14 protein-coding genes and 1 tRNA gene are annotated in these 24914 nt (G+C 73.1%); 12 read left to right on the top strand and 3 right to left on the bottom strand.

Features of this window, described 5'->3' with window-relative positions; all coding sequences use genetic code 11:
- Positions 1–26: 26 nt before the first annotated feature.
- The 3 genes from ACQPY4_RS11455 (at position 27) to ACQPY4_RS11465 (ending at position 12075) form a co-directional block, all read left to right on the top strand.
- A complete protein-coding gene (locus ACQPY4_RS11455; protein ID WP_433335343.1) occupies positions 27–9212 on the top strand; it encodes a type I polyketide synthase in 9186 nt (3061 codons plus the stop codon).
- Positions 9209–10630 (top strand): beta-ketoacyl synthase N-terminal-like domain-containing protein, encoded by a 1422-nt coding sequence (locus ACQPY4_RS11460; protein ID WP_433335345.1) that lies wholly within the window; start codon positions 9209–9211, stop codon positions 10628–10630. The genes ACQPY4_RS11455 and ACQPY4_RS11460 overlap by 4 nt, the downstream gene beginning before the upstream one ends.
- Positions 10631–10743: 113 nt before the next feature.
- Positions 10744–12075: a peptidase C39 family protein gene (locus ACQPY4_RS11465; RefSeq protein WP_433335347.1), complete on the top strand. Its 1332-nt coding sequence runs from the start codon at positions 10744–10746 to the stop codon at positions 12073–12075.
- Between the two features lie 5 nt (positions 12076–12080).
- Here the strand turns inward: ACQPY4_RS11465 and ACQPY4_RS11470 are convergent, their stop codons facing one another.
- Positions 12081–12740: a winged helix-turn-helix transcriptional regulator gene (locus tag ACQPY4_RS11470; protein WP_433335349.1), complete on the bottom strand. Its 660-nt coding sequence runs from the start codon at positions 12738–12740 to the stop codon at positions 12081–12083.
- 81 nt (positions 12741–12821) lie between these two features.
- On the opposite strand from ACQPY4_RS11470, the gene ACQPY4_RS11475 reads away from it, so the two are divergent.
- Together ACQPY4_RS11475 and ACQPY4_RS11480 are read left to right on the top strand one after the other, a co-directional pair.
- Entirely contained in the window at positions 12822–14315 is a 1494-nt protein-coding gene (locus ACQPY4_RS11475) for an MFS transporter (RefSeq protein WP_433335351.1), read from the top strand.
- A complete protein-coding gene (locus tag ACQPY4_RS11480; RefSeq protein ID WP_433335353.1) occupies positions 14312–14617 on the top strand; it encodes a hypothetical protein in 306 nt (101 codons plus the stop codon). Before ACQPY4_RS11475 ends, ACQPY4_RS11480 begins: the two co-directional genes overlap by 4 nt.
- A 455-nt stretch (positions 14618–15072) precedes the next feature.
- Here the strand turns inward: ACQPY4_RS11480 and ACQPY4_RS11485 are convergent, their stop codons facing one another.
- Positions 15073–15837 (bottom strand): SDR family NAD(P)-dependent oxidoreductase, encoded by a 765-nt coding sequence (locus ACQPY4_RS11485; protein ID WP_433335355.1) that lies wholly within the window; start codon positions 15835–15837, stop codon positions 15073–15075.
- Positions 15838–15938: 101 nt separating this feature from the next.
- Between ACQPY4_RS11485 and ACQPY4_RS11490 the strand changes: the two genes are divergently transcribed.
- The 7 genes from ACQPY4_RS11490 (at position 15939) to ACQPY4_RS11520 (ending at position 23966) form a co-directional block, all read left to right on the top strand.
- On the top strand, positions 15939–16589 hold the full coding sequence (locus ACQPY4_RS11490) for a winged helix-turn-helix transcriptional regulator (protein WP_433335357.1): 651 nt from the start codon (positions 15939–15941) through the stop codon (positions 16587–16589).
- 75 nt (positions 16590–16664) lie between these two features.
- A tRNA-Pro gene (locus ACQPY4_RS11495) sits at positions 16665–16739 on the top strand.
- A gap of 295 nt (positions 16740–17034) precedes the next feature.
- Positions 17035–17631, top strand: coding sequence for a hypothetical protein (locus tag ACQPY4_RS11500; protein WP_433335359.1), 597 nt, complete (start codon positions 17035–17037; stop codon positions 17629–17631).
- Positions 17628–20111, top strand: a complete 2484-nt coding sequence (locus tag ACQPY4_RS11505; protein WP_433335361.1) for an Hsp70 family protein — start codon at positions 17628–17630, stop codon at positions 20109–20111. Before ACQPY4_RS11500 ends, ACQPY4_RS11505 begins: the two co-directional genes overlap by 4 nt.
- Entirely contained in the window at positions 20111–20959 is an 849-nt protein-coding gene (locus tag ACQPY4_RS11510; protein ID WP_433335363.1) for an OmpA family protein, read from the top strand. The genes ACQPY4_RS11505 and ACQPY4_RS11510 overlap by 1 nt, the downstream gene beginning before the upstream one ends.
- An 8-nt stretch (positions 20960–20967) precedes the next feature.
- The gene (locus ACQPY4_RS11515; protein WP_433335365.1) at positions 20968–22458 is read left to right on the top strand and encodes a hypothetical protein; all 1491 of its coding nucleotides are present in this window, start codon (positions 20968–20970) and stop codon (positions 22456–22458) included.
- Positions 22459–22541: 83 nt separating this feature from the next.
- Entirely contained in the window at positions 22542–23966 is a 1425-nt protein-coding gene (locus tag ACQPY4_RS11520; RefSeq protein WP_433335367.1) for a serine/threonine protein kinase, read from the top strand.
- Here ACQPY4_RS11520 and ACQPY4_RS11525 read toward each other — a convergent pair.
- Positions 23955–24899, bottom strand: coding sequence for a LysR family transcriptional regulator (locus ACQPY4_RS11525; protein WP_433335369.1), 945 nt, complete (start codon positions 24897–24899; stop codon positions 23955–23957). The genes ACQPY4_RS11520 and ACQPY4_RS11525 overlap by 12 nt on opposite strands.
- Positions 24900–24914 lie beyond the last annotated feature (15 nt).

Below are 24914 nucleotides of genomic sequence, written 5' to 3' on the forward strand. Positions count from 1 at the left end.
CACCGAAAGAGAGAGGAAACTCCCGCATGTCCACCGAGGACAAGCTGCGCCGCTATCTCAAGAAGGCCACCGCCGACCTCAAGCAGGCGACGCGGCGCATCCACGAGCTGGAGGCGGCGGAGCACGAGCCGATCGCCATCGTGGGAATGGGCTGCCGTTTCCCCGGCGGGGTCGCCTCGCCGGAGGACCTCTGGGACCTGGTGTCCGCCGGGGACGAGGCGGTGGCGGGCGTCCCGGCCGACCGAGGCTGGGACCTGGACCGCCTCTACGACCCGGAGCCGGGCACGCCCGGCAAGACCTACGTCCGCGAGGGCGGGTTCCTGCACGACGCGGCCGGGTTCGACGCCGGGTTCTTCGGGATCTCGCCGCGCGAGGCGGTGGCGATGGATCCGCAGCAGCGGCTGCTGCTGGAGACCTCGTGGGAGGCGTTCGAGCGGGCGGGCATCGACCCGCACTCGCTGCGCGGCAGCAGGACGGGCGTGTTCGTCGGCCTGATCTACCAGGGCTACACCTCCCGGGTCGACGACATCCCGGAGGACGTGCGGGGCTACCTGCTCACCGGCGACACCGCCAGCGTCGCGTCCGGGCGGCTGGCCTACACCTACGGCCTCGAAGGCCCGGCGGTCTCGATCGACACGGCCTGCTCGTCCTCGCTCGTCGCCCTGCACCTGGCCTCCCAGGCCCTGCGCGGCGGGGAGTGCACGCTGGCGCTCGCCGGAGGCGTCACGGTGATGGCGACGCCGGAGGGGTTCGTGGAGTTCTCGCGCCAGCGGGGGCTCGCGCCCGACGGGCGGGTGAAGGCGTTCGCCGACGCCGCCGACGGGACGGGCTGGGGCGAGGGCGCCGGAGTCCTGGTGCTGGAGCGGCTCTCGGACGCCACGCGCAACGGCCACCCCGTGCTGGCCGTGCTGCGCGGCTCGGCGATCAACCAGGACGGCGCCAGCAACGGCCTGACCGCGCCCAACGGCCCCGCCCAGCGCCGGGTGATCGGCCAGGCGCTGGCCGCCGCCGGTCTCACCACGGCGGACGTGGACGCGGTCGAGGCGCACGGCACCGGCACGCGGCTCGGCGACCCGATCGAGGCGCAGGCCCTGCTCGCCACCTACGGCCAGGGCCGGGGCGACGGCCGCCCGCTGTGGCTGGGCTCGGTGAAGTCGAACATCGGCCACACCCAGGCCGCCGCCGGGGTCGCCGGAGTGATCAAGATGGTGATGGCGCTGCGGCACCGGGAGCTTCCCCGGACGCTGCACGTGGACGCCCCGTCCACCGAGATCGACTGGTCGGCGGGCGACGTGCGCCTGCTGACCGAGCCCGTCGCCTGGACGGGGGAGAGCCGCCGGGCCGGGGTGTCGTCGTTCGGGATGTCGGGCACGAACGCCCACGTCATCGTCGAGGCGCCGCCCGAGCCCGAGGAGGCTCCGGTTCCGCCGGACTCGGTGGTCCCGTGGGTGTTCTCGGGCCGCACGGTGCCCGCCCTCGAAGCCCAGATGGCCGCGGTCAAGGACGGCCCGTGGCATCCGGTCGATGTCGCCCGGACTCTGGCCAAGGGCCGCGCCGCGCTCGAGCACCGCGCCGTCGTCGTGGGCGCGGAGACCGTGACCGGCTCCGCGTCGGACGAGCCGGGCCGGATCGCGATGGTGTTCCCGGGTCAGGGCGCGCAGTGGTCCGGGATGGCGGTGGAGCTTCTGGATTCGTCTCCGGTGTTCGCGGAGGCGATGCGGGAGTGCGCGGCGTCTCTGTCGGCTGTCGTCGAGTGGGATCTGTTCGAGGCCCTTGAGGACGAAGAGGCTCTCGCCCGGGTCGATGTCGTGCAGCCCGCGTTGTGGGCGGTGATGGTGTCGCTGGCGAAGCTGTGGGAGTCGTATGGCGTGCGTCCCGACGCGGTCATCGGGCATTCGCAGGGGGAGATCGCGGCGGCGTGCGTCGCGGGCGGGCTGTCCCTGGACGACGGCGCCAAGGTCGTCGCGCTCCGGGCCCGGCTCATCGCCGAGCGCCTCGCGGGCAAGGGCGGCATGGCCTCCGTGCCGCTCCCGGCCGACGAGATCGAGCTCGGCGGCCTCGGCGTGGCGGCGTACAACGGGCCGCGTTCGACGGTGGTCTCGGGCGACCCCGAGGCGATCGCCGCGTTCGTCGCGGCCCACGAGCAGGCGAAGGTCGTCCCGGTCGACTACGCGTCCCACTCGCCGCAGGTCGAGGCGATCGAGGCCGAGCTGCGCGAACTGCTCGCCGGCATCGCCCCGCGCTCCGGTGACATCGCGTTCTACTCCAGCCTCACCGGGAAGCGGCACGACACCGCCCTCCTCGACGCCGGGTACTGGTACACGAACCTGCGCGAGCCGGTCTCCTTCGAACGGGCGGCCCGCGCGCTGGCCGACGACGGGTTCGGCGTCTTCGTCGAGGCGAGCCCGCACCCCGTCCTGACCATGGGAATCCAGGACATCGCCGAGGACGCCACCGTCGTCGGCTCGCTGCGGCGCGGCGAGGGCGGGCCGCGGCGCTTCCTGACCGGCGTTGCCGAGGCCTGGGTGCGCGGCGTCCCGGTCGACTGGGAGCCCGCCGTGGCGGGCGGGCGCCACGTCGACCTGCCGACGTACCCGTTCCAGCGGCGGCACTACTGGCTTGAGGGACGCCGCCGCGACGACGACGGCCTGCGCTACACCGTCGTCTGGCACCCGCACGACCCGGCCGGGGCGCCCGCGCTGCCGGGCCGGTGGCTGGTCCCGCACACGGCCGGTCTCGCCGCCGAGGCGGAGGAGATCGTCGGCGCGCTCGCCTCGTGCGGGGCCGACGCCGTCCCCGTCCCGCTCCAGGACACCGGCCGCGCGGCGATCGCCGGACGGCTGGACACGTCCAACGGGATTGACGGGGTCCTCTCGCTGCTGGACGCGCCCGGCACGCTCGCGCTGATCCAGGCGCTCGGCGACGCCGGAATCCAGGCGCCGCTGTGGTGCGCGACGCGCGGCGCGGTGTCGGTCGGCGGTTCCGACCGGGTCCGCTCCGCCGAGCGGGCACAGGTGTGGGGTCTGGGGTTCGTGGCCGGGCTGGAGCATCCGTCCCGCTGGGGCGGTCTGATCGACCTCCCGGACCGGCTCGACGCGCGGGCGGCCGCCCGGCTGTGCGCGGTGCTGAACGACGGGTCCGAGGACCAGGTCGCGATCCGCTCCTCGGGCGTCCACGCGCGGCGGCTGGTCCGCGCCTCCCTCCCCGAGCCCGTCCGGACGTGGAAGCCCGAGGGCAGCGTCCTGGTCACGGCGGGCGAGGGCCCGCTCGGCCCCTTCATCGCCGGATGGCTCGCCGAGCAGGGGTGGCGCCATGTCGTCCTGGCGGGTCCGCACTCCGAGGCCCCCGACCTCCCGGACGGCGCCGAGCTGACCCGCATCGGCCTGACCGAGATCGCCGAGGCGGCCGGACGGCACCCGATCCGCGCCGTGGTGCACGCGGCGTCCCATCTCGACCTGGTCCCGCTGGAGGCGACCACGCCCGAGGCGCTCGCCGAGGCCGTCGCGGTCAAGGCGCGGCTCGCCGACGAGCTGGACGAGATCTTCGCGGACGCCGACCTGGACGCCTTCGTCCTGTTCTCCTCGGTGGCCGGGGTGTGGGGCGGCGGCGACCACGCCGCCTACGCGGCGGCCAACGCCCACATCGACGCCCTCGCCGAGGACCGGCGGGCGCGCGGTCTTCCCGCGACCTCGATCGCCTGGGGGCTGTGGGGGTTCTCCACCGACGACAGGCAGGCCGCCCGAGGTCTCGGCTCCCTGGCCCCCGCCCGGGCGCTGGAGGCGATGCGCGACACCGTCGAGCGCGGCGTCGGCAACGCGATCGTCGCCGAGATCGACTGGCGCCGGTTCCTGCCGGTCTTCACCTCCGCCCGCTCCCGGCCCCTGTTCGACGGGCTGGCCGAGGCCCGCGAACTCCAGGAGGCCACAGCGGGCGACGCCACGGAGTCGGAGCTGGCCCGCCGTCTGGCCGGGCTGGGGGAGACCGAGCGGCAGCGGGCTCTGCTCGACCTGGTCAGGACCGAGGCCGCCGCCGTCCTCGGGCACTCCTCGGCGGGCGACGTCCAGGCGGGGCAGCCGTTCCGCGACCTCGGGTTCGACTCGCTCACCTCGGTCGACCTGCGCGACCGGCTGCGGCGCGCCAGCGGGTTGCGGCTCCCGGCGACGCTCGTCTTCGACTACCCGACGCCCAACGACCTGGCCGGATACCTGCGCTCGGAGTTCTTCGCGGACGCGCCCGGGGCCGAGGCGCCGGAGGCGCGGGCCACCGAGGACGAGCCGATCGCGATCGTCGGGATGGGCTGCCGCTTCCCCGGCGGCGTCAGCTCCCCGGAGGAGCTGTGGCGCCTGGTCGCGGCCGGGGACGACGCCGTCGCCTCGTTCCCCTCCGACCGGGGCTGGGACCTGGACGCACTGTACGACCCGGACCCGCGGGGCAAGGGGACCTCCTACGTCCGCGAGGGCGGGTTCCTCGACGGCGTCGCCGACTTCGACGCCGCGTTCTTCGGCATCAACCCGCGCGAGGCCCTCGCGATGGACCCGCAGCAGCGGCTGTTGCTGGAGACGTCCTGGGAGACCCTCGAACGCGCCGGGATCGACCCGCGCACGCTGCGCGGAACCCGGGGCGGGGTCTACGTCGGCACGAACGTCCAGGACTACGGCCCGCTCGCCGCGAGCGCGGGGGAGGAGGCCGAGGGCTATGTCGGCATCGGGAACTCCGCCAGCGTGATGTCCGGCCGGGTCGCCTACACCCTCGGCCTGGAGGGGCCGGCCGTCACCGTCGACACGGCCTGCTCGTCGTCCCTGGTCGCGCTGCACATGGCGGTCAGGGCGCTGCGGCAGGGCGAGTGCTCGCTGGCGCTGGCGGGCGGCGTGGTGGTGATGTCGTCCCCCGGCATGTACGTGGAGTTCAGCCGCCAGGGCGCGCTGTCGACCGACGGCCGGTGCCGCGCGTTCGGCGCGGACGCCGAGGGCACCGGGCTCTCCGAGGGCATCGGCATGCTCGTGGTGGAGCGGCTCTCGGACGCGCGGCGCAACGGTCACCACGTCCTCGCGGTCATCGACGGGACGGCCGTCAACCAGGACGGCGCCAGCAACGGGCTCAGCGCGCCGAACGGCCCGGCGCAGCAGAAGGTGATCCGCCAGGCCCTGGCCGACGCGGGCCTCGCGCCCGCCGACGTGGACGCCGTCGAGGCGCACGGGACGGGCACCAGGCTGGGCGACCCGATCGAGGCGCAGGCGCTGGTCGCCACCTACGGCAAGGACCGCGACCGGCCCCTCTGGCTGGGCTCGCTGAAGTCCAACATCGGGCACACCCAGGCCGCCGCGGGCGTGGGCGGCGTCATCAAGATGGTCATGGCCATGCGGCACGGCTTGCTGCCCAGGACCCTGCACGCCGCCGAGCCGTCCCCGCTCGTCGACTGGGACGGGCAGGTGCGGCTGCTGAACGACGAGGTCGCCTGGCCGCACGCGGGACGTCCGCGCCGGGCCGGGGTCTCGGCCTTCGGCATCAGCGGCACCAACGCCCATGTGATCCTGCGGGAACCGCCCGCCGAGGCCGTCCGCGAGGCGTCGCCGGTTCCGCCCGCCGTGGCGGTGCCGCTGGCGGCCAGGACGGGCGACGCGCTGCGCGACCACGCCCGCGAGCTGCGGCGGCACCTGGAGAACGCCCCCGATGCCAACCTCGCCGACGTGGCCTACTCGGCCGCGTCCAGCCGGTCGGCGTTCGACCACCGCGCCGTCGTCGTCGGCACCGGCCGCACGGAGATCCTCGACGGCCTGGCCGCGCTCGCCGCGGACTCGCCGGAGGCGGTCACGGGCGTCGCTTCGGCCGACCCGCAGGTGGTGTTCGTGTTCCCCGGCCAGGGCTCCCAGTGGGTGGGCATGGGGCGCGAACTCCTGGAGTCCAGCCCCGTCTTCGCCGAGCGGATGGACGACTGCGTCAAGGCGTTCGAGCCCTACCTCGACTGGTCGCTCCTCGACGTGATCCGCGGCGAGCCCGGCGCCCCGCCGCTGGAACGCCTCGACGTGGTCCAGCCCGCGCTGATGGCGATGATGGTGTCGATCGCGGCCGTCTGGCGGGCGTCCGGCGTGGAGCCGTCCGCCGTCGTCGGCACCAGCCAGGGCGAGGTCGCCGCGGCCGTCGTCGCGGGCGCCCTGTCGCTCGACGACGGCGCCCGCCTCATCGGCCTGCGCAGCACGCTGCTGGCCGAACGGCTGCTCGGCCGGGGCGAGCTGGCCTCGGTGGCCCTGTCCGAGCCGGAGGCCACCGCCCGCATCGCCCGCTGGGGAGACCGGCTGGCCGTCGGCGGGATCAACGGTCCCCGCCTGGTCACGATCGCCGGGGAGATCGACGCGCTGGACGAGCTGACCGCCGAGCTGACCGAGGAGGGGGTCCGCGTCCGGCGGGTGGCCAACTCCGTGGCCACCCACTGCTCCCAGGTCGACGGCATCCGTGCCGAGCTGCGGGAGATCGTGGCGCCGATCGTCCCGGCACGGCCCGAGATCCCCTTCTACTCGACCGTCACCGGGACGCTCCTGGACGGTGCCCCGGACCCGGCCTACTGGTACTCCAACACCCGCGAGCCGGTGCGCCTCGACCCCGCCACCCGCGCGCTCGTCGACGCGGGCCACTCGGTGTTCGTGGAGATGAGCCCGCACCCGGTGGTGGGCGTGGGAATCCAGGAGACCCTGGACGAGACCGGCGCCGCCGCCGTGGTGGGCGGCTCGCTGCGCCGCGGCGCGGGCGGGCTCGACCGGCTGCTCACCTCGATGGCCGAGGTCTATGTGCGGGGCGTCCCGGTGGACTGGGCCGCGTTCCTGGACGGCGCCCGCCGGACGGACCTGCCGACCTACCCGTTCCAGCGCCGCCGGTACTGGCCCGACGACGTCCGGGCGGTCGGCGACCCGTCGTCCGCCGGGCAGACGTCCCTCGACCATCCGCTGCTGAGCGCCGGGCTGGCCCTGGCGAGCACCGGCGAGGGCCACCTGTTCACCGGACGGGTCTCGGCGTCCACCCACCCCTGGCTGGACGGCCGCCTCTGGGACGCGGCGCTGCTGGAGATGGTGATCCGGGCGGGTGACGAGGCCGGTTGCGGCACGCTCGACGAGCTGACGATCGAGTCCTCGCCCGTCCTGCCGGACTCCGGCGGCCTGCGCCTCCAGGTGCGCGTGGGCGAGCCCGGCGACCGGGGGCGCCGCACCGTCACCGTCCACTCCCGCGCCGACGACGAGTCGCCCTGGACCCTGCACGCGACCGCGCGCCTGGCGTCCGCCGCTCCGCCTCCCGGCTTCGTCCTGAAGGACGGCGCCGAGGTCGCGCTGGACGACGACCGGCGTGGCGAGGCCCGGCGCTTCCTGCTGCACCCCGCGCTCCTGGACGCGGCGCTCCCCGAGGGCCGCGTGGAAAGCCTGAAGGGCGTCACCCTCTACGCGACCGGCGCCACCGCCCTGCGCGTCGAGCGGTCCGGCGAGGCGATCCTGATGGCCGACCAGGCGGGCGAGCCGGTCGCGTCGATCGCGTCGGTCACGATGAGGTCGTCCGAACCGGCCGGTCCCCGGCGGCTCCCGCCGGACTCGATGTTCGCCCCCGACTGGACGGAGCTGGCCCCGGCCACGCCGAGCGCCCGCTGGGCCATCGTCGGGAACGACCCCTTCGACCTGGCCGCCACGCTCGGCGCGGACGCCTTCGACCGCCTCGCCGACGTGCCCGTACCGGCCGTCGTGGCGGTGAGCTGCGCGTCCACCGGCACCGACACCGGCGCCGCCGTGCGCGGCGAGCTGAACCGCGTCCTGACGTTCGTCCAGGACTGGCTCGCCGACGACCGGTACGCGGACGCCACCCTGGTCGTCGTCACCCGGGGCGCGGTCGCGACCGACACGCCCGACCTGGTGACGGCGCCGGTCTGGGGCCTGGTCAGGTCGGCGCAGTCGGAGAACCCCGGCCGGTTCGTCCTGGTCGACCTGGACGACGACGAGGCGTCTCTACGAGCCCTGCCGTCCGTCGTCGGCACCGAACCCCGCCTCGCCGTGCGCAAGGGGACGATCCTCGGCCAGCGCCTCACCCGAGCGCGCCCGGCACCCGACGCCCACGTCTGGGACCCGGACGGCACGGTCCTGATCACCGGTGCCAGCGGCACCCTGGGCGGCCTGGTCGCCCGCCATCTGGTCGCCGAGCACGGCGTCCGGAACCTGCTGCTGGTGAGCCGCAGCGGCGACGCCCCGGCCCTCGACGCGAACGTCACCGTCGCCGCCTGCGACGTCGCCGACGAGGACGCCCTGGCGTCCGTGCTCGAAGGGCACCGGGTCACCACCGTCGTGCACGCCGCCGGAGTGCTCGACGACGGGGTGATCGGATCGCTGACACCCGAGAGGCTCGACCGGGTGCTGCGCGCCAAGGTGGACGCGGCGCTCAACCTGCACCGGCTGCTGCCCGACGCCCGCCTGATCCTGTTCTCGTCCTCGGCGGCCCTCTTCGGCGGCCCGGGACAGGGCAACTACGCGGCGGCCAACACCTTCCTCAACGCCCTGGCCCGGCACCGCAGGGCACGCGGCCTGCCCGCCGTGGCGCTCGGCTGGGGGTACTGGGCGCAGACCAGCGGCCTGGTGGAGCACCTCGACCAGGCCGAACTCGAACAGCGCCTGGCGCGCGACGGCATCAAGCCGCTCTCCTCCGAGGAGGGGCTGGCGCTGTTCGACGCCGCGCTCGCGGCACCCGACCCGGTCCTGCTCCCCATGCGGCTCGACCTGGCCACGCTGCGGGGGAAGGCGGCGTCCGGCGCCCTGATCCCGCTGCTGCGCGGCCTCGTCCGCACCCCGGTGCGCCGCGTCGTCGACGAGACCGCCCCCACCGGCGGCCCCACGCTCAAGGAACGGCTCGCGGCCCTGCCGGAAGACGAGCGCGACCAGGCCCTGCTCGACACGGTGTGCGGCATCGCCGCCGCCGCGCTGGGCCACGGCTCGGCGAGCGACATCCCCCCGGGGCGTCCTTTCAAGGAACTGGGCGTCGACTCCCTCGCCTCGGTCCAGCTGCGCAACCGGCTGGCCGACGCGACCGGCGTGCGCCTGCGCGCCACCCTCGTGTTCGACTTCCCGACCCCCGAGGCGATCGCCGGTCATGTGCGCGACCGGCTGTTCCCGCCCGCCGAACCGACCGACTACGACCTCATGGATGTGGAGACCCTGGTGAACCTCGCTCTGGAAGAGGGACGGCGATGAGCGTCGAGCAGGACCGGCTCGTCGAGGCGCTGCGCTCGGCGATGAAGGAGAACGAACGGCTCCGCCGCGAGAACCGGCGCCTGGCGTCCGAGCCCATCGCGGTCGTCGCCATGGCGTGCCGCTTCCCCGGCCGCCTCACCTCGGCCGAGGACCTCTGGGAGTTCGTCGGCAACGACGGCGACGCCATCACCGGCTTCCCGACGAACCGGGGCTGGGACACCTCCGCCCTGGACGTCGAAGGGGGAGCCTTCCTGCACGACGCGGCCGACTTCGACCCGGCCTTCTTCGGCATGACCGAGAAGGAGGCCCTGGCCACCGACCCCCAGCAGCGGCTGCTCCTCGAACTGGCCTGGGAGTCGTTCGTCCGGGCGGGGATCGACCCCCGCTCGGCCCGCGGCAGCCGCACCGGCGTCTACACCGGCGTCATCTTCCACGACTACGGCTACCGGCTGCGCCCGCCGCCCAAGGGCATCGACGGCTACGCCTACTTCGGCAGCGCCGGGAGCATCGCGTCCGGCCGGGTCTCCTACACCTTCGGCCTCGAAGGCCCGGCCATGACGATCGACGCGGCCTGCGCCTCCTCGGTCGTCGGCGTCCACCTGGCCGCCTCCGCGTTGCGCAACGGCGAGTGCACCCTCGCCCTCGCCGGAGGCGTCTCGGTCATGTCGACCCCGGAACTGTGGGAGGAGGTCACCCGCGAGGGCGCGGGTCTGGCCCCCGACAGCCGCTGCAAGTCCTTCGCCGCCGCGGCCGACGGCACCGGCATCGGCGAGGGCGCCGGGCTCCTCCTCCTGGAGCGCCTCTCGGACGCCGAACGCAACGGCCACCCGATCCTGGCCGTCCTGCGCGGCAGCGCGGTCGACCAGAGCGGCGCCAGCAACGGCTTCACCGCGCCGAGCAGCACGTCCCAGGAGCGCCTGATCCGCCGCGCCCTCGCCGACGCGGGCCTGGAACCGCACGAGGTCGACGCCGTCGAGGGCCACGGCACCGGCACCCCCCTCGGCGACCCGATCGAGGCCCAGGCTCTCCTGTCCACCTACGGCCAGGACCGCGAACGCCCCCTCTGGCTCGGCTCCCTCAAGTCCAACCTCGGCCACACCCAGGCCGCGGGCGGCGTCGGCGGCATGATCAAAATGATCATGGCCATGCGCCACGGCACCCTCCCCCGAACCCTCCACGTCGACGCCCCCACCCCCCACGTCGACTGGTCCGAGGGCGCCGTCCGCCTCCTCACCACCCCCACCCCCTGGCCCGAGACCGACCGTCCCCGCCGAGCCGCCGTCTCCTCCTTCGGCGTCAACGGCACCATCGCCCACGCCATCCTCGAACAACCCCCCGAATCGTCCCCCTGGCAACACGACCTCCCCCCGTCCCCCTTCACCCGCCACACCTACTGGCTGGAAGCCGACCACCCCTAACGGGTCCAGGACGTTGTCGTCTCGGCGTGATTGGGGTCTGGCGGGGGTGGGGGGTTGACGGGGACAATCACGGGTGTCGACGTCGTTGTCGTTGTTAGCGAGGGATCCCCGCCATGAGCAGTTCCGCATCCCGGCGCACCGTGCTCACCGCTGCGCTCGTCGCGGCGGCCGGTGCCGCGATTCCTTCGGCGCCAGCCTCGGCGGCCGGGGGGCCGATCGACTACCGCGGCTGGACGAGCCGGGGTGACTGGAGCCGGGGGACGGGGCGCGGGACGCGGGTCGAGGGCGGCGCGCGGCCCGGGGTCGTCATCGGGCGGCCCGCCGGGGTGACCGAGTACAGGGATCCGCATACGGGGAAGACGTCGCAGTGGGAGTACGCGACGTGGGTGTCGCCCGTGCACCGGCTGTCGGTTCCGGCGACCGAGGTCGTCCCGTCGTGGAGCGCGCGGACGCCCGCCGGGACGTGGATCGCGGTGGAGTTGCAGGGCGTCTACAGCGACGGCACGCGGACGCCCTGGTACGTCATGGGCCGCTGGGCCTCGGGCGACCAGGACATCCGCCGGACGTCGGTCGACGACCAGAGCGACGGCAAGAGCAGCGTCTGGACCGACACGTTCGCGATCGACGACGCGGCGAGCGGTCTGCGGCTGGTGTCGTACCAGCTGAGGCTGACGCTGTACCGCAAGCCGGGGGGCAAGGCCGGGCCGATCGTGTGGCGGCTGGGGGCCATGGGGTCCGATGTGCCGGACCGGTTCGACGTGCCCGCCTCGCGTCCGGGCGTCGCGACCGGACGGGAGCTGATCGTCCCGCGCTACTCGCAGTCGATCCACAAGGGGCAGTACCCCGAGTACGACAACGGGGGAGAGGCGTGGTGCAGCCCCACGTCGTCCCAGATGATCATCGAGTACTGGGGGCGGAAGCCGACGGCCAAGGACCTGGCGTGGGTGAACCCCGACTTCGCCGACCCGCAGGTCTGCCACGCCGCGCGGTACACCTACGACTACCAGTACGAGGGCTGCGGCAACTGGCCGTTCAACGTCGCCTACGCCTCGACCTACCGCGACATGCAGGGCGTGGTGACGCGCCTGGGGTCGATGGGGGACGCCGAGCTGCTGATCCGCGCGGGCATCCCGCTGATCACCTCGCAGTCGTTCATGGAATCGGAGCTGACCGGCGCCGGGTACGGGACGGCCGGCCACCTGATGACGCTCATCGGGTTCACCAAGTCCGGGGACGTCATCGCCAACGACCCCGCTTCTCCGTCCAACGAGGCCGTGCGGCGCGTCTACGACCGGCGCCAGTGGGAGAACATCTGGCTCCGCACCAAGCGCAAGAACGCCGAGGGCAAGATCCTGTCGGGCACCGGCGGCGTCTGCTACCTGTACTTCCCGGCCAGGCCGTCGCAGGCGCAGGTGCGGGCGCTTCGGGCGGTCGGGGTCCGCTGATCGTCTCAGCCCGCGGGCGTGGGGACGGGGAACAGGGTCAGGAAGCGGCGGACCAGGGCGATGTCGCCCTCCACGCGCAGCGTTCCCGCCGCGATCGCCTCGTCGAGGTCGAGATCGCCCCAGAGGAGCGCGTTGACGGTGTCCGCGTCGGCGGTGACGGTCGCGTCGGTCTCGGCCGCGTCCGCGCGTTCGACGTGGAACCGGCCGTCCGACACCGAGGCGGCGAACGCGTCGAGGCCGAACCGCAGGGCGACGCGTCCGGTGAGGCCCCGGGCGGCCGTGGGGTTGAACAGGGCCCGTAGGGCCAGGACGAGCGCGTCGACGCTGAGTGGGGCGTCGTGCCGCATCGCGGGCGAGCGGCCGCCCCAGCGGCCGAGCGCGATGACGACCGGTTCCAGCTCCAGGCCCCATTCGGTGAGCTCGTAGACCTTGGAGACGGCGGGCGGCCCGAGGGTGCGCCTGCTCACCACCCCGGCGGTCTCGAGCTCGCGCAGCCGCTGGGCGATGACGTTCGGCGCCGCCCCCGGCAGGCCGTTGCGCAGGTCGGTGAACCGCTTGGGGCCGAGCAGCAGCTCGCGGACGACGAGCAGCGCCCAGCGGTCTCCGACCAGGTCGAGCCCGTGCGCCACCGCGCATCCGTCCAGGTAAGAGCGCTTCCCTGCCATGAGCCCCCAACTTACCAGGCGAGATCCCCTATGACACCCAAGTGGTTGCTATTTTGAGAGTGCTGGTTGTAATTTCTAACCATGCAACCCAAAGCGATCGACGAGATGGCCGGGCCGGATCCCCGGCGATGGAAGGCCCTGGCCCTGCTGGGAACCGCGTTCTTCATGGTCATCCTGGACGCGACGATCGTCCTGACGGCGATCCCGACCATGCAGGAGAAGCTCGGCTTCACGATGGCGGGCGTGCAGTGGGTGCTGACCGCCTACGCGCTGACCTTCGCCGGGCTGATGCTGTTCTTCGGCCGCATGGCCGACCTGTTCGGCAGGCGGCGCGTCTTCATGACCGGGCTGGCGCTGTTCGTCGCGTCGTCGATCATGTGCGGCGCCGCATGGTCGGCGGAGGTGCTCGTCGCGGCCCGGGCCGTCCAGGGCCTGTCGGCGGCGATCATGGCGCCGACCGCGCTGTCCATCGTCGTCGCCATGTTCACCGACAGCGCCGAGCGCAACAGGGCGCTCGGCGTCTGGGGCGGCCTCGGCGGGGTCGGGGCCACCGCCGGGCTGCTGCTCGGCGGGCTGATCACCGACGCGCTGGGCTGGGAGTGGATCTTCTATCTGAACGTCCCGGTCGGCCTGGTCATCCTCGCGCTCTGCCCGGTGCTGCTGCCCGAGAGCCGGGACCGGACGGCGAGCCGCGGGTTCGACCTGGCCGGCGCCGTCACGATCACCGCGGGTCCGCTGCTGATCGCCTACGCGGTCATCCAGGCGCCGGAGTCCGGCTGGGGGAGCGGCAGAACCATCGGCCTGTTCACCGCCGCGATCGTCGTCCTGGCGCTGTTCGTCTTCGTCGAGCACCGGTCCGCCGCGCCCCTGGTGCCGCTGCGGATCTTCCGCAACCGCACCCTGGTGGGCGGCAACCTGCTGATGCTGACGGTGGGCCTGGCCGTGGACGGCATGCTGTTCCCGCTCACCCTCTACGCGCAGCGGGTGCTCCACTACTCGGCGCTGCAGTTCGGCCTCATGAGCGCGGTCATGACCGCGATGTCGATCGTCGGCGCCTTCGCCGGGCAGGCGCTGGTCACCCGGCTGGGCGTCCGGCCGATCGCCGTCGGCGGCATGCTGCTCATCGGAGCGGGGGGCCTGCTGCTGGTCCCGGTCTCGGCGAACGGCTCGTTCGCCGCCGACATGCTGGCGGGCCTGCTGGTCTTCGGCCCGGGCCTGGGCGCCTCGTTCGTCGCCGCGCAGATCGCCGCGCTCTCCGGCGTCCCCGAAGAGGAGTCCGGGCTGGCGGCCGGTCTGGTCGACACCCTGTTCAACATCGGCAGCGCGCTCGGCATCGCGACGGTCACCTCCGTGGCGATCGCGGCCGGAGGCGTCACGGTCGCCGAATCGGGGGAGCCCGCCGGGGCGACTGCCGCCCTCAACGACGGGCTGAGCGCCGCGTTCGCGACCGTCGCCGTCTTCGCCGCGCTGGGCCTGATCGTGGCGCTGTTCCTGCTGACCCGACACCGACCCGCGGACGTCACCGACGACGCCGCCGTCCCCGAATCCGTCACCACCGCCGGAGGAACCGCATGAAAGCCACTGTGATCACCTACCGGACCCGGGGCCCCGAGGAGGCCGCGACCAACCAGCGCCTGATCGAGGGCGTGTTCGCCGAACTCGCCGAACGAGACCCGGACGGGGTGCGCTACACGGTCCTCCGCCACGCGGACGGCATCGGCTTCACGCACATCGTCCTCGCCGGACGGGACGACGACGCCCTGACCGGCCTGGCGGCCTTCAAGGAGTTCCAGCGAGAGATCGGTGACCGCCTGGCCGCCCCTCCCGACGTCACCGAGGCCACCGTGCTCGGCACCCACCGGGTGCTGCCGGACTGACCCCGTCCCCCCGCCCGCTCCCCACCCGCCCCGCCGCACGGTCCGGCCGCACGGTCCGGCCGCACGGTCCGGCCGCACGGTTCGGCCGCACGGTTCGGCCGCACGGTTCGACCGCGTGGTTCGGCCGCGTGGTTGTGGCGCGAGGTGCGGCCGTGCGGTCCGGTCCGTGCGGTCCGGTCCGTGCGGTCGTTCGGCCGTGCGGTGCGGTCACGTGGTTCGGCCGCGTGGTTCGGCCGTGCGGTCCGGCCGTGCGGTCGTGTGTCCGCGTCCGTACGGACCGTCGCCCGCGCCCGTCCGGCCCTTCGTTTCGTGTCGGACCCGCCGTCCGTCCGTGCTTCCAGCCGTCGGTCCGGGAGCCGGTTGGCCAGTCCGGCCCCCCCGTTTCGCCGCCCGTCCAGCGCGAGTAGCGCTGGGCGGGCGGCTTTGATGCTGGCGACGGGGGCCTTCTGATCGGTTCAGTTCATCGAGGGGCCGAGCCAGGTTCCGCCGCTGGCGTCGAGGGTGACGCCGGTGATCCATCGTCCGGCGGGGGAGGCGAGGAAGGCGACGGCGTCGGCGATGTCGTCCGGTTCGCCCAGGCGCCCCAGGGCGACCGCGGAGACGACGCTTTCTTGGAGCTCCTCGGCGGCGTGCACCCAGGAACCCATGTCGGTGTCGGTGACGCCAGGGCTGACGCTGTTGACGGTGATCCCCCGCGGACCTACCAGCTGGGCCAGGGTGAGGCTCATGACGTCCAGGGCGCCCTTGCCCATGGCGTAGTGCGGGAAAGGCGACGCCACCCGGGTGACGGCGGAGGAGATGTTGATGATCCGCCCCCCGTCGGGGATCAGCGCCAGGGCCCGTTGGGCGATGAGGAACGGCGCTCGGACGTTCACCGCGAAGCTGTGATCGAAGGCCTCCGCTGTCACCTCGCCGAACGGGGTGAGGTCGAGGACGCCCGCGTTGTTGACCAGGATGTCGAGCGGGCGTCCGTCCAGGCCGCGCTCCAGGCCCGCGAACAACGTGTCGACGTCGCCCTCGACGCCGAGCCGGGCCTGGACGGTGAAGGCGCGTCCACCGGTCCGCTCGATCTCCGCCAGCGTCTCCTTCGCGGCGGCGTGATCGCTGCCGTAGTGCACGGCGACCAGCGTGCCGTCGGCGGCCAACCGCCGGGCGACGGCGCGTCCGATCCCGCGCGACGCCCCCGTCACCAGCGCCGCCTTGTCGCTTCTGGAGTTCATAGGGTTTCCCTCTCGTCGAAGTTGCTGCGATCATCGCACAAGCTACTTCGAAAATAGAAGTAGAGGTTGCGAAATGAGAAGTGCGGCCTACGATGGTCGCTGTGACGAGCAAGCGCCGGTACGAGGACAGATGCGGGATCGCCCAAGCACTCAACGTGGTCGGCGAACGCTGGGCGCTGCTGATCGTTCGAGACCTGGTCTTCGGGCCGAAACGGTTCACCGACCTCCAGGCCGGTCTCCCCGGGGTCGGCTCCAACCGGCTCACCCAGCGGCTGCACGAACTGGAGGCCACCGGCGTTCTGCGCCGTCGCGCCCTGCCGCCGCCCGCGGCGTCCCAGGTCTACGAACTGACCGAGTGGGGGAGGGAGCTCGACCCGATCCTCAGCGCGCTCGGGGTCTGGGGGCTGCGTTCCCCCATCGAGCCCGAGGGCGGCCTCGGTGCCGACTCGGCCATGCTCGGCCTCCGGGGCTTCTTCGACGCGGGCGTCCTGCCCGCGTGGACGGCCGTCTACGAGATCCGCCTGGGACGCGACCGCTTTGTCGTGGATGTCGTCGACGGCCACCTGACCGAGGTGACCAGGAGCCAGGGCGAGGGCTCGCCGGACGCCGTCCTCGAAACCGATCCGCTCACTATCGGCTCACTGCTGGGCGATCGCCGGGCCGCCGCCGCGGCCCTCGACTCCGGCGATCTCACGGTCACCGGCGACATCAAGGCCGTCCGGCATCTCCTCGACGCCTTGACCGGTCGATAGCCGGACCCGCGATTGATCGGCGGGTGTGGAGCCCGGCCATGCCGGTGCGTATTCGGGCTAGACTGTCGCGGGTTACGGGCTGTAGCGCAGCTTGGCTAGCGCACCGCCTTTGGGTGGCGGGGGTCGCCGGTTCGAATCCGGCCAGCCCGACTCAGTTCCGCGCGAGCCCCCGGGCGTTCCTGGGGGCCGCTCCGGACAGACCCGCAGCCTTACTCGCGCGGCCTTCTCCCTTGGCCCTCTCCTACAGCCCTCTCCCGCAGTCCCTTCAACGCGAACCGCGGCAGCGGACGCCCCGCGCCGGATCACGCCGTGCGGCGGGCCCTGGGGCACGCTCGGGACCCCTCCCGGGGGGTCGCGTCTAGGTTCGCCGTATGTCTTCCGAACCGCTTCGGCGGGACTCCTCGACCGAGGGCGGCCGCGTCCCAGCGCGTCCCGGAGCCCCGGCATGAGAAAGCGACGGATCGCCGAGGCCCGGGCCACCGTCCGCCAGCTGCGGTGGCCCCGGGAATTCCGGATCGGCCCGGCGGAATGGCCGGACGACATCCTCGCCGTGTTCGCCGACCTTCCGTCGCGCGACGCCGCCGAGCCCGCGTCGGGCGCCGGGCCGGGCGCCGCGTCGGGCGCCGCCGCCGGGCCCGCGTCGGGCGTCGCGTCGGGCGCCGGGTCGGGTGTTCCGGGCCTGGACGGACGGTCCCTGGCGGACGTGGCGACCTCCGTCTGGCGGCTGCACGTGCGGATGGCGGGGCTTCCCGACAGCATGCGCGCCACCACCCGTCACGTCGAGAAGGCCTGGGACACCCTGGCGCAGGCGGGAGTCGAGATCAAAGACCATCTCAACGACCCGTTCGACACGGGCCTGAGCATCAGCGTCGTCGCCTTCCAGCCCACACCGGGGCTCGAACGCGAGCGTGTGATCGAGACCATCCGGCCGAGCGTGTATCTCGGCTCAGAGCGGATCCAGATGGCCGAGGTCATCGTGGGCACTCCGGACTCCGCCGCCGAACCGCTGCCGCGACCAGGAGCGAGGGAACAGCGTCAATGACCAGGACCACCATCGACTTCGGTATCGACCTCGGGACGACCAACAGCGCGATCGCCGTCCTCAACGACGTGGACGCCAAGGTCTTCAAGAACATCGACGGCAGCGAGACGACGCCCTCGGCGGTCCGGGTCGATCACCGGAACCGGCTGTACGTCGGGCGCGAGGCCAAGGAGCGCAGCGAGCAGGACCCGGAGAACACCTGCGTCGAGTTCAAGCTCCGGATGGGCACGACCGGCCAGCCCAAGATCTTCCGGGCCGCCGGGCGGTCGATGGAGCCCGAGCAGCTGTCCGCCGAGGTCCTGAAGTCGCTCAAGCGCGACGTCGAGAGCGTCGGCGACGAGGTGGCCGCCGCCGTCATCACCGTCCCGGCGGCCTTCGAGCTGAGCGCGTGCGAGGCGACCAAGCGGGCCGCCGAGCTGGCGGGCCTGCGGCAGGCGCCGCTGCTGCAGGAGCCCACGGCGGCCGCGCTGGCCTACGGGTTCCAGTCCGACGCCGACAACGCCTTCTGGCTGGTGTACGACTTCGGCGGCGGGACGTTCGACGCCGCCGTGGTCAACATGCGCGACGGCGAGTTCAACGTCGTCAACCACCGCGGCGACAACCTGCTGGGCGGCAAGCTGATCGACTGGCAGATCGTCGAGCGGCTGCTCATCCCGGCGGTGGTGGAGCGGTACGGCTTCACCGACCTCGAACGGGGAGAGCCCCGCTGGCAGGCCGCCGTCAACACGCTCAAGCTCGCCGCCGAGGCGGCCAAGATCCAGCTGTCGCGCCGCGACTCGGTCGACATCGACGTCGTTCTCGTGGACGCCGAGGATCGGCGCTTCGACTTCGACTTCGATCTCGAACGCCGCGAGGTCGAGCGGATCGCCGAGCCGTACATCGCGCGGTCGGTGGAGATGTGCCGCCGGGCGCTGAAGGAGAGCGGGCTCGGCCCGGGCGACATCGAGAAGGTGCTTCTGGTCGGCGGGTCCACGCTCTCGCCCTACCTGCGCGAACGCATCGCCGACCCCCGCGAGGGTCTCGGGATCGCGATCGACCAGAGCCAGGACCCGTTGACCGTGGTCGCCAAGGGCGCCGCGATCTTCGCCGGTTCCAAGCGTCTGGAGGCGGGGCCCGCCTTCACCGCGCCGTCGCCCGGCGTGTACGCCATCGAGCTGGAGTACAGCCCGACCGGACCGGAGACCGAGCCGTTCGTCGGGGGCCGGGTGTCGGGCGCGGACACGGCGGGTCTCGCGGTCGAGTTCGTCAACGCCGAGGCCAAACCGGCATGGCGCAGCGGCCGCGTCCCGCTGTCGGCGAAGGGGACCTTCACCACCACCCTCTGGGCCGAGACGGGACGCAGGAACACCTTCCTCATCGAGCTGACCGACGCCGCCGGCTCCGTCCTGCCACTGAACCAGGACCGCCTCGACTACACCGTCGGCACGATCGAGACGCAGCCGCTGCTCCAGCAGACGATCGGCCTGGCGCTCGACGGCAACGAGTTCCTGCCGCTCGTCGAGCGCAACACCCCGCTCCCGACGCGCAAGAGCCGCACGCTGCGCACCACGGTCGCGGTCGACCGCGGCACCGGGGAGGGCATGATCCGCATCCCCGTCATGGAGGGCGAGCACGCCCGCGCCGACCGCAACCGCCGGATCGGCCGCCTGGAGGTCGAGCCGGACCAGGTACGGCGGGACGTGCCCGAGGGCAGCGCGGTCGACTTCACCATCGTGGTGGACGAGTCGCGCCTGGTGGTGGTGCGGGCGTATGTGCCGCTGCTGGACGAGGAGTTCGAGCACGTCATCAACATGCAGACCGAGAGCGTCCCCGACCAGGCCGATCTGGCCCGCGACGCCCAGGCCGAGAAGCACCGGCTGGAGACGGCGCGCCGGCGGCTCTCGGAGATCGCGGACGCCCGCGCCACCGCCCTGCTGGCCCGCATCGACCGCGACGAGCTGGTCCGGGAGATCGACTCGAAGGTGGCCGCCGCGCGCACCGACACGACCGAGGCCACCGAGTGCGGCAAGCTCGTCCTCGTCCTGCGGGCCGCGGTGGACGAGCTGGAGGACGCCCTCGAATGGCCCGCGCTGGTCAGGGAGTCGCAGGAGGTGCTCGCCGCCGCCCAGGACGTCGTCCGGTCCCGGGGCAACGACGACCACCGGCGCTCGCTGTCCACCGCCGAGGCGTCGGTCCAGGCCGCCCGTGCCTCGCACGACGCCGCGCTGCTGCGGCAGCGGGTCGACGAACTGCGCGACCTGGCGATGCGCGTCCTGGACCATTCGGGCGACCTGCCCTTCCTGATCTTCGAGGACCTGCGCGGCCTCCAGTCGGAGATGCGCGATCCCCAGGAGGCCGGCCGGCTCATCGCCACCGGTCAGCGGGCCGCGGCGTCCGGCGACACCGGCACGCTGCGCGACATCAACGGCATCCTCGCCGAGATGCTGCCGCCGACGTCGCGGCCGGGCCTCGACATCGTCAGCACCGTCAAGCAGGCCTGATGAGCCAGGAGACCCCGATGCTGCTCGCGACGCGCGAACTGGCGCTGGCGCAGGCGCGCACGCTCGCCCGGCTCGGCCGCTACGCCGAGGCCGAGGCGATCCTGGCCGACGTCCGCGACGACGGCGCCCCGAGCGTGGCGCTGCTCGATCTGCTGGCGCGCGTCCACGCCCAGCAGGGCCGGCTGGAGGAGGCGGACGCGGAGTGGGCCGAGGCCGAACGGCTCGCCCCGGGCACCCCGCAGATCGCCGAGGGCCGCCGCCGCATCGCCAGGGCCCGCGCCCGCCGGACCACGCGCGCAGCGTGGCCCGCCGTCGGCGCGGTGTCGGCGGTCGCGCTCGTCGCCGTCGTCCTCCTGATCGTCCCGGACTCCGAGGACGAGAAGGACGCCCCGGCGCCTCCGCCCCGCCCGTCGCCCCGCACGGCGGACGTCCTGGCGGAGATGAACCTCCGGGTGCCGGGCGCGGTCGTGCGCCGCAGCGGCGGCGAACTGTCGGTCGCCTTCGAAAAAGGGCTGTTCCGGGACGGCGTGCGGCTCTCACGGGACGGACGCGCCGTCCTCACCGCGCTCGGGACGCGGCTGCGCCCCTACGCGACACGGGTGTCGGTCACGGTCATCGGGCACACCGACGGCCGCGCGGTGCCGCCCGGAAGCAGCTACGCGACCAACACCGAGCTCGGGACCCTGCGGGCCACGGTCGTCCGCGAATTCCTCCACGACGGCGCCGGGATACCGACCTCCAGGTTCACCGTGTCGAGCTTGGGGGCAGCCTCGGCCCTCGACCAGGGCGGTTCGCCGGCCCGGAACCGGACCGCCGGCCTGCGGATCTCCGCGGTGGGCCAGGGGTGATGATGACCATGACCGAAGACGACGTGATGGGCCTCCTCCTCGACGAGCTGGGCCCCGACCTGTACCGCGAGAACGCCTTCCGCGTCACCGGGCTGGCGGTGAGCGCGAGCGCCCGCGACATCCGGCGCCACACCGAGAAGCTGCGGGTGATGAGCCGCTTCGAGGACGACGCGCCCACAGGGACGGCGCCGTTCGGCGCGGCCCCGGACGCCGCCGAGGTTCGGCAGGCCGCGCAGCGCCTGCGGGACCCGGCGCGCCGCCTGCTCGACGAGCTGTTCTGGTTCTGGCCACTGGAGAACGGGCGGCCTGATCCCGCCATCGCCGCCTCACGGCGCGGCGACCTGGCCGAGGCCGAACGCGTCTGGAAGGACGCCGGGTCGCCCGTCGCCGTGCACAACCTCGCGGTTCTCGCCCACGCCCGCGCGCTCGACGCGTCCGACCCGGCGCTCTGGCACGAGGCGTTCGAGACCTGGCAGCGGGTCCTCGGCGACGACATGTTCTGGATGATCCTGGAGACCCGCGCCCGCGAGCTCTCCGACCCGCGTCTCGGCCCCGGAACCGCCGCGCGGCTGCGCGAGGACGTCCCCGAGGCACTGCTGGGGATCAGCGCGCGGCTCGCCGTGACCGCGCTCCGCGACGGCCGCCGCGCCGACGCCGACGCCCACCTCGGCGTCATGAACGCCTCGGGCTTCGAGCCGATCGACGTCGCCGAGGCCCTGCGCCGAGCGGTGGAACCCGACCTGGGCAGGCTCAGGTCGCTCGGCGAGAACGCCGAGCAGACCGTCGACGCCGACCCGGCCCAGGGCGGCACGGCGGCCGCCCGCCTCCTCGACCAGGCGACGCCGCTGCTCGACGTCCTGGCGATCGCCCTCCCGAAGAAGCATCCGGTGCTGCGCGGCGCCAGGGACGACGTCGCCATCCGGTCGCTGCGCTGCGTGGTGGCCTACTCCAACCAGACCGACGACTGGCCCCCCGCCCTGGAGGTGATCGAGCGTGCCGTCCCCCTGGCCGCGACGAAGGCCGTCCGGACGCGGTTGAAGGACAATCTCGCCACCGTCCGGAGCAACCTGGCCTACACGACCTGCTGGTTCTGCAAGGACCGTCCGACCCATACCCCGAGTGCCTTCGAGCAGAAGCTGTACGGCAACGTCCAGCACACCATGGGCCGGGTGACCTGGCAGGTTCTCACGGTCAGGGTTCCCCGCTGCCTCCCGTGTGCCGCCGACCACAGGAACCGGCGCCTGAAGGCTGCCGGATACGCCACGGGGACGGTGGTCGCGGGGGTGCTCATCGGGATCGGGCTCATCTCGTCCGGGCTGGTCCTGTTCGGAATCATCGCCTTCGCCGCCGCGATCGTCGCGGTGTGCGTCATCCTCGGCGTCGGCGCCACCGCCCTGCCCGCCAGCCAGGCCGACAACCTCACTGAGTTCGAACCCATTCTCGACCGCCTCGGCTCCGGCGATTGGTTCCTCGGAGCCCAGCCGCCAGGCGTCAACTGACCCCCGGGGCGAACGCCGCAAAACGCTCCGCGAACCAAGTCGTGACTCCTAGGATCAAGCCGATCGGAGCGTCTGGAGGATGCGTGGCTGAATTGCCCCCGCTCTTGCCCACCGACCCCAAGATCATCGGTCATTACCGGCTGGAGGGCAGGCTCGGGGCCGGTGGACAGGGCACCGTCTACCAGGGCCGGGACGAGCAGGAGCGGCGCACCGCCATCAAATTGCTGCACCCCCACCTGATCACGCACGAGGCGGCCCGCACCCATTTCCTGGCCGAGGTCGAGATCGCCAAACGCGTCGCCCCGTTCTGCACCGCTCAGGTGCTCGACAGCGGCGTGATCAATGACCAGCCCTACATCGTCAGCGAGTTCGTCGACGGCCCGTCCCTGCAAACCTCGGTCAAGAAGGACGGACCACGCGGCGGCGCGGCGCTCGACCGGCTGGCGATCAACACCGTGACGGCGCTGGCGGCCATCCACGCGGGCGGAGTCGTCCACCGCGACTTCAAGCCGGGCAACGTCCTGCTCGGCCCCGACGGACCCGTGGTCATCGATTTCGGCATTTCGCGCGCCCTGGACCTCAGCCAGTCACTGAACAGCAGCCAGGTCGTCGGCACCCCCGGCTACATGGCCCCCGAGCACATCGACGGCCAGACCGCCGACCCCAAGGCGGACATGTTCGCCTGGGGAGCCACCATGGTCTTCGCCGCCACCGGCAAAAGAGCCTTCGGCGGCACCTCCGCCTCCGCCGTCGCCATGGCGGTCCTGCACGGCGAACCCGATCTGGACGGCCTCGAAGGCGACCTCGCCGAAATCGTCCGCTCCTGTCTGGAAAAGGATCCCGCCCGCCGCCCCACCGCGACCGAGGTGGGCGACCTCCTGCGTCCTCCGCAATCTCCCGCACCGATACCTGCACTGAACATCACCGAACAAGAGCAGCAACCCCCGGCCACCATCCAAGCCGACCCTCCGGCCACCAGCCAGAGACGCCGCCACCAAATCGCCGCCATCGCCGCGATCACCGTCGTGGCAATTATCGCTCTCACCTATTCCTTGGCCCCCGAACCGGGGAAAGACAAAGACAAAACCTCAAGTCACCCGCAGAACATCACCCCCTCCAGTACTTTCAAGAATCCGACGCCAAGTGCGTCACCAACGACCTCGTCAAAACCCGCCCCCAACCGCAGGGAAACCGAGCCAAGTAAATCGGGAACTCCACACCGATCCGACAGCCCCCGGGAACGAGCCAGCCCCGGGCCATCGGCGGCCAAGAAGCCCGCCCCCGCAAAACCAAGAAATCTCGGCACCCTGACCTCACAGGATCAGGGGAATTACTGCAAAGCCCACGGCTATCCCTACCATGTGGTCCTCGGCGACCAGGTCGCCTGCTCAAGGGACCCGGATGGAGACGATGGGAAAATAGCCGACGCGACGACCGTCTGCCGCTGGAAGCACTCCGGCCAGCCGAACGTCCACGCCGAAGGAAAGACCTGCGTCTCAGGCAGTTGACCGGTCGGTCGGCGTTCCCGGGGACCGCTCGGACAGGTCCGCGGCCTTCTCCCGCAGCCCCTCCAGCGCGAACCGCAGCAGCGGATGCCCCTGCCCGCCGCGCCGGATCGCCGTGAAGACCGGACGCGACGGCGCCCCCGCCACCGGCCGGACGATCACGCCCGTCCGGCCGAGGCCCGACAGCGCCGAACGCGGCACCAGGGCGACGCCCGCACCCACCGCGACCAGCGCGCAGACCGCGCGGAAGTCGTCCGACACGCACTCGACCCTCGGCTGGAACCCCGCGGTCTCGCACGCCCGCAGCACCACGTCGTGCACGGGGTTGCCCGGCCACGGCGTGATCCACGCGGCCCGCGCCAGGTCGGCGATGCCGACCTCCTTCGCCCCCGCCAACGGGTGCCCGGGAGGCAGGACGGCGTCGAAGGGCTCGGCGTACAGCGGCTCCCTGAGCAGGGAGTCCTCACCGGACGCCAGCGTGTCACGGTTCTCGACCGCCACCGCCACGTCGGCCTCGCCGTCGGCCAGCAGGCGCAGCGCGAACCGTCCCTCGCCGTCCTTCACCCGGAACGAGACCTGCGGCGCCCGGTCGCGGGCCCAGGCCACCATCGGCGCGACGACCTCGGTGATCGCCGTCGAGAACGCCGTGATCGACACCTCGCCCGCCACACCCGCCGAGACCGCCGCCAGGTCGGCCTCCGCCCGCTCCAGCTGCATCGCGACCGCCGCCGCGTGCCCGGCCAGGACGGTGCCGGTCGCCGTCAGCCGGACGGCCCGTCCGCGCCGCTCCAGCAGCGCGTGGCCGACCTCGGCCTCCAGCGCCGCGAGCTGCTGCGAGACCGCCGACGGCGACAGGTACAGCGCCTGCGCCGCGGCCGTCACCGTCCCATGATCGGCCAGGGCCCTCAGCACCCGGAGCCGACGCGGATCGATCACCTGCGCACCTCTACC

It is taken from the genome of Spirillospora sp. CA-294931, from assembly GCF_050946795.1.
In the GTDB taxonomy this organism is placed as follows: Bacteria; Actinomycetota; Actinomycetes; order Streptosporangiales; family Streptosporangiaceae; genus Spirillospora.

What these genes read in the sequence shown, in the direction of transcription:
- ACQPY4_RS11510 (WP_433335363.1), top strand. Translation starts at nt 20,111, where the DNA reads ATGAGCCAGGAGACCCCGATGCTGCTCGCGACGCGCGAACTGGCGCTG.
- ACQPY4_RS11460 (WP_433335345.1), top strand. Translation starts at nt 9,209, where the DNA reads ATGAGCGTCGAGCAGGACCGGCTCGTCGAGGCGCTGCGCTCGGCGATG.
- ACQPY4_RS11475 (WP_433335351.1), top strand. Translation starts at nt 12,822, where the DNA reads ATGCAACCCAAAGCGATCGACGAGATGGCCGGGCCGGATCCCCGGCGA.
- ACQPY4_RS11480 (WP_433335353.1), top strand. Translation starts at nt 14,312, where the DNA reads ATGAAAGCCACTGTGATCACCTACCGGACCCGGGGCCCCGAGGAGGCC.
- ACQPY4_RS11455 (WP_433335343.1), top strand. Translation starts at nt 27, where the DNA reads ATGTCCACCGAGGACAAGCTGCGCCGCTATCTCAAGAAGGCCACCGCC.
- ACQPY4_RS11485 (WP_433335355.1), bottom strand. Translation starts at nt 15,837, where the DNA reads ATGAACTCCAGAAGCGACAAGGCGGCGCTGGTGACGGGGGCGTCGCGC.
- ACQPY4_RS11465 (WP_433335347.1), top strand. Translation starts at nt 10,744, where the DNA reads ATGAGCAGTTCCGCATCCCGGCGCACCGTGCTCACCGCTGCGCTCGTC.
- ACQPY4_RS11500 (WP_433335359.1), top strand. Translation starts at nt 17,035, where the DNA reads ATGAGAAAGCGACGGATCGCCGAGGCCCGGGCCACCGTCCGCCAGCTG.
- ACQPY4_RS11505 (WP_433335361.1), top strand. Translation starts at nt 17,628, where the DNA reads ATGACCAGGACCACCATCGACTTCGGTATCGACCTCGGGACGACCAAC.
- ACQPY4_RS11470 (WP_433335349.1), bottom strand. Translation starts at nt 12,740, where the DNA reads ATGGCAGGGAAGCGCTCTTACCTGGACGGATGCGCGGTGGCGCACGGG.
- ACQPY4_RS11515 (WP_433335365.1), top strand. Translation starts at nt 20,968, where the DNA reads ATGACCGAAGACGACGTGATGGGCCTCCTCCTCGACGAGCTGGGCCCC.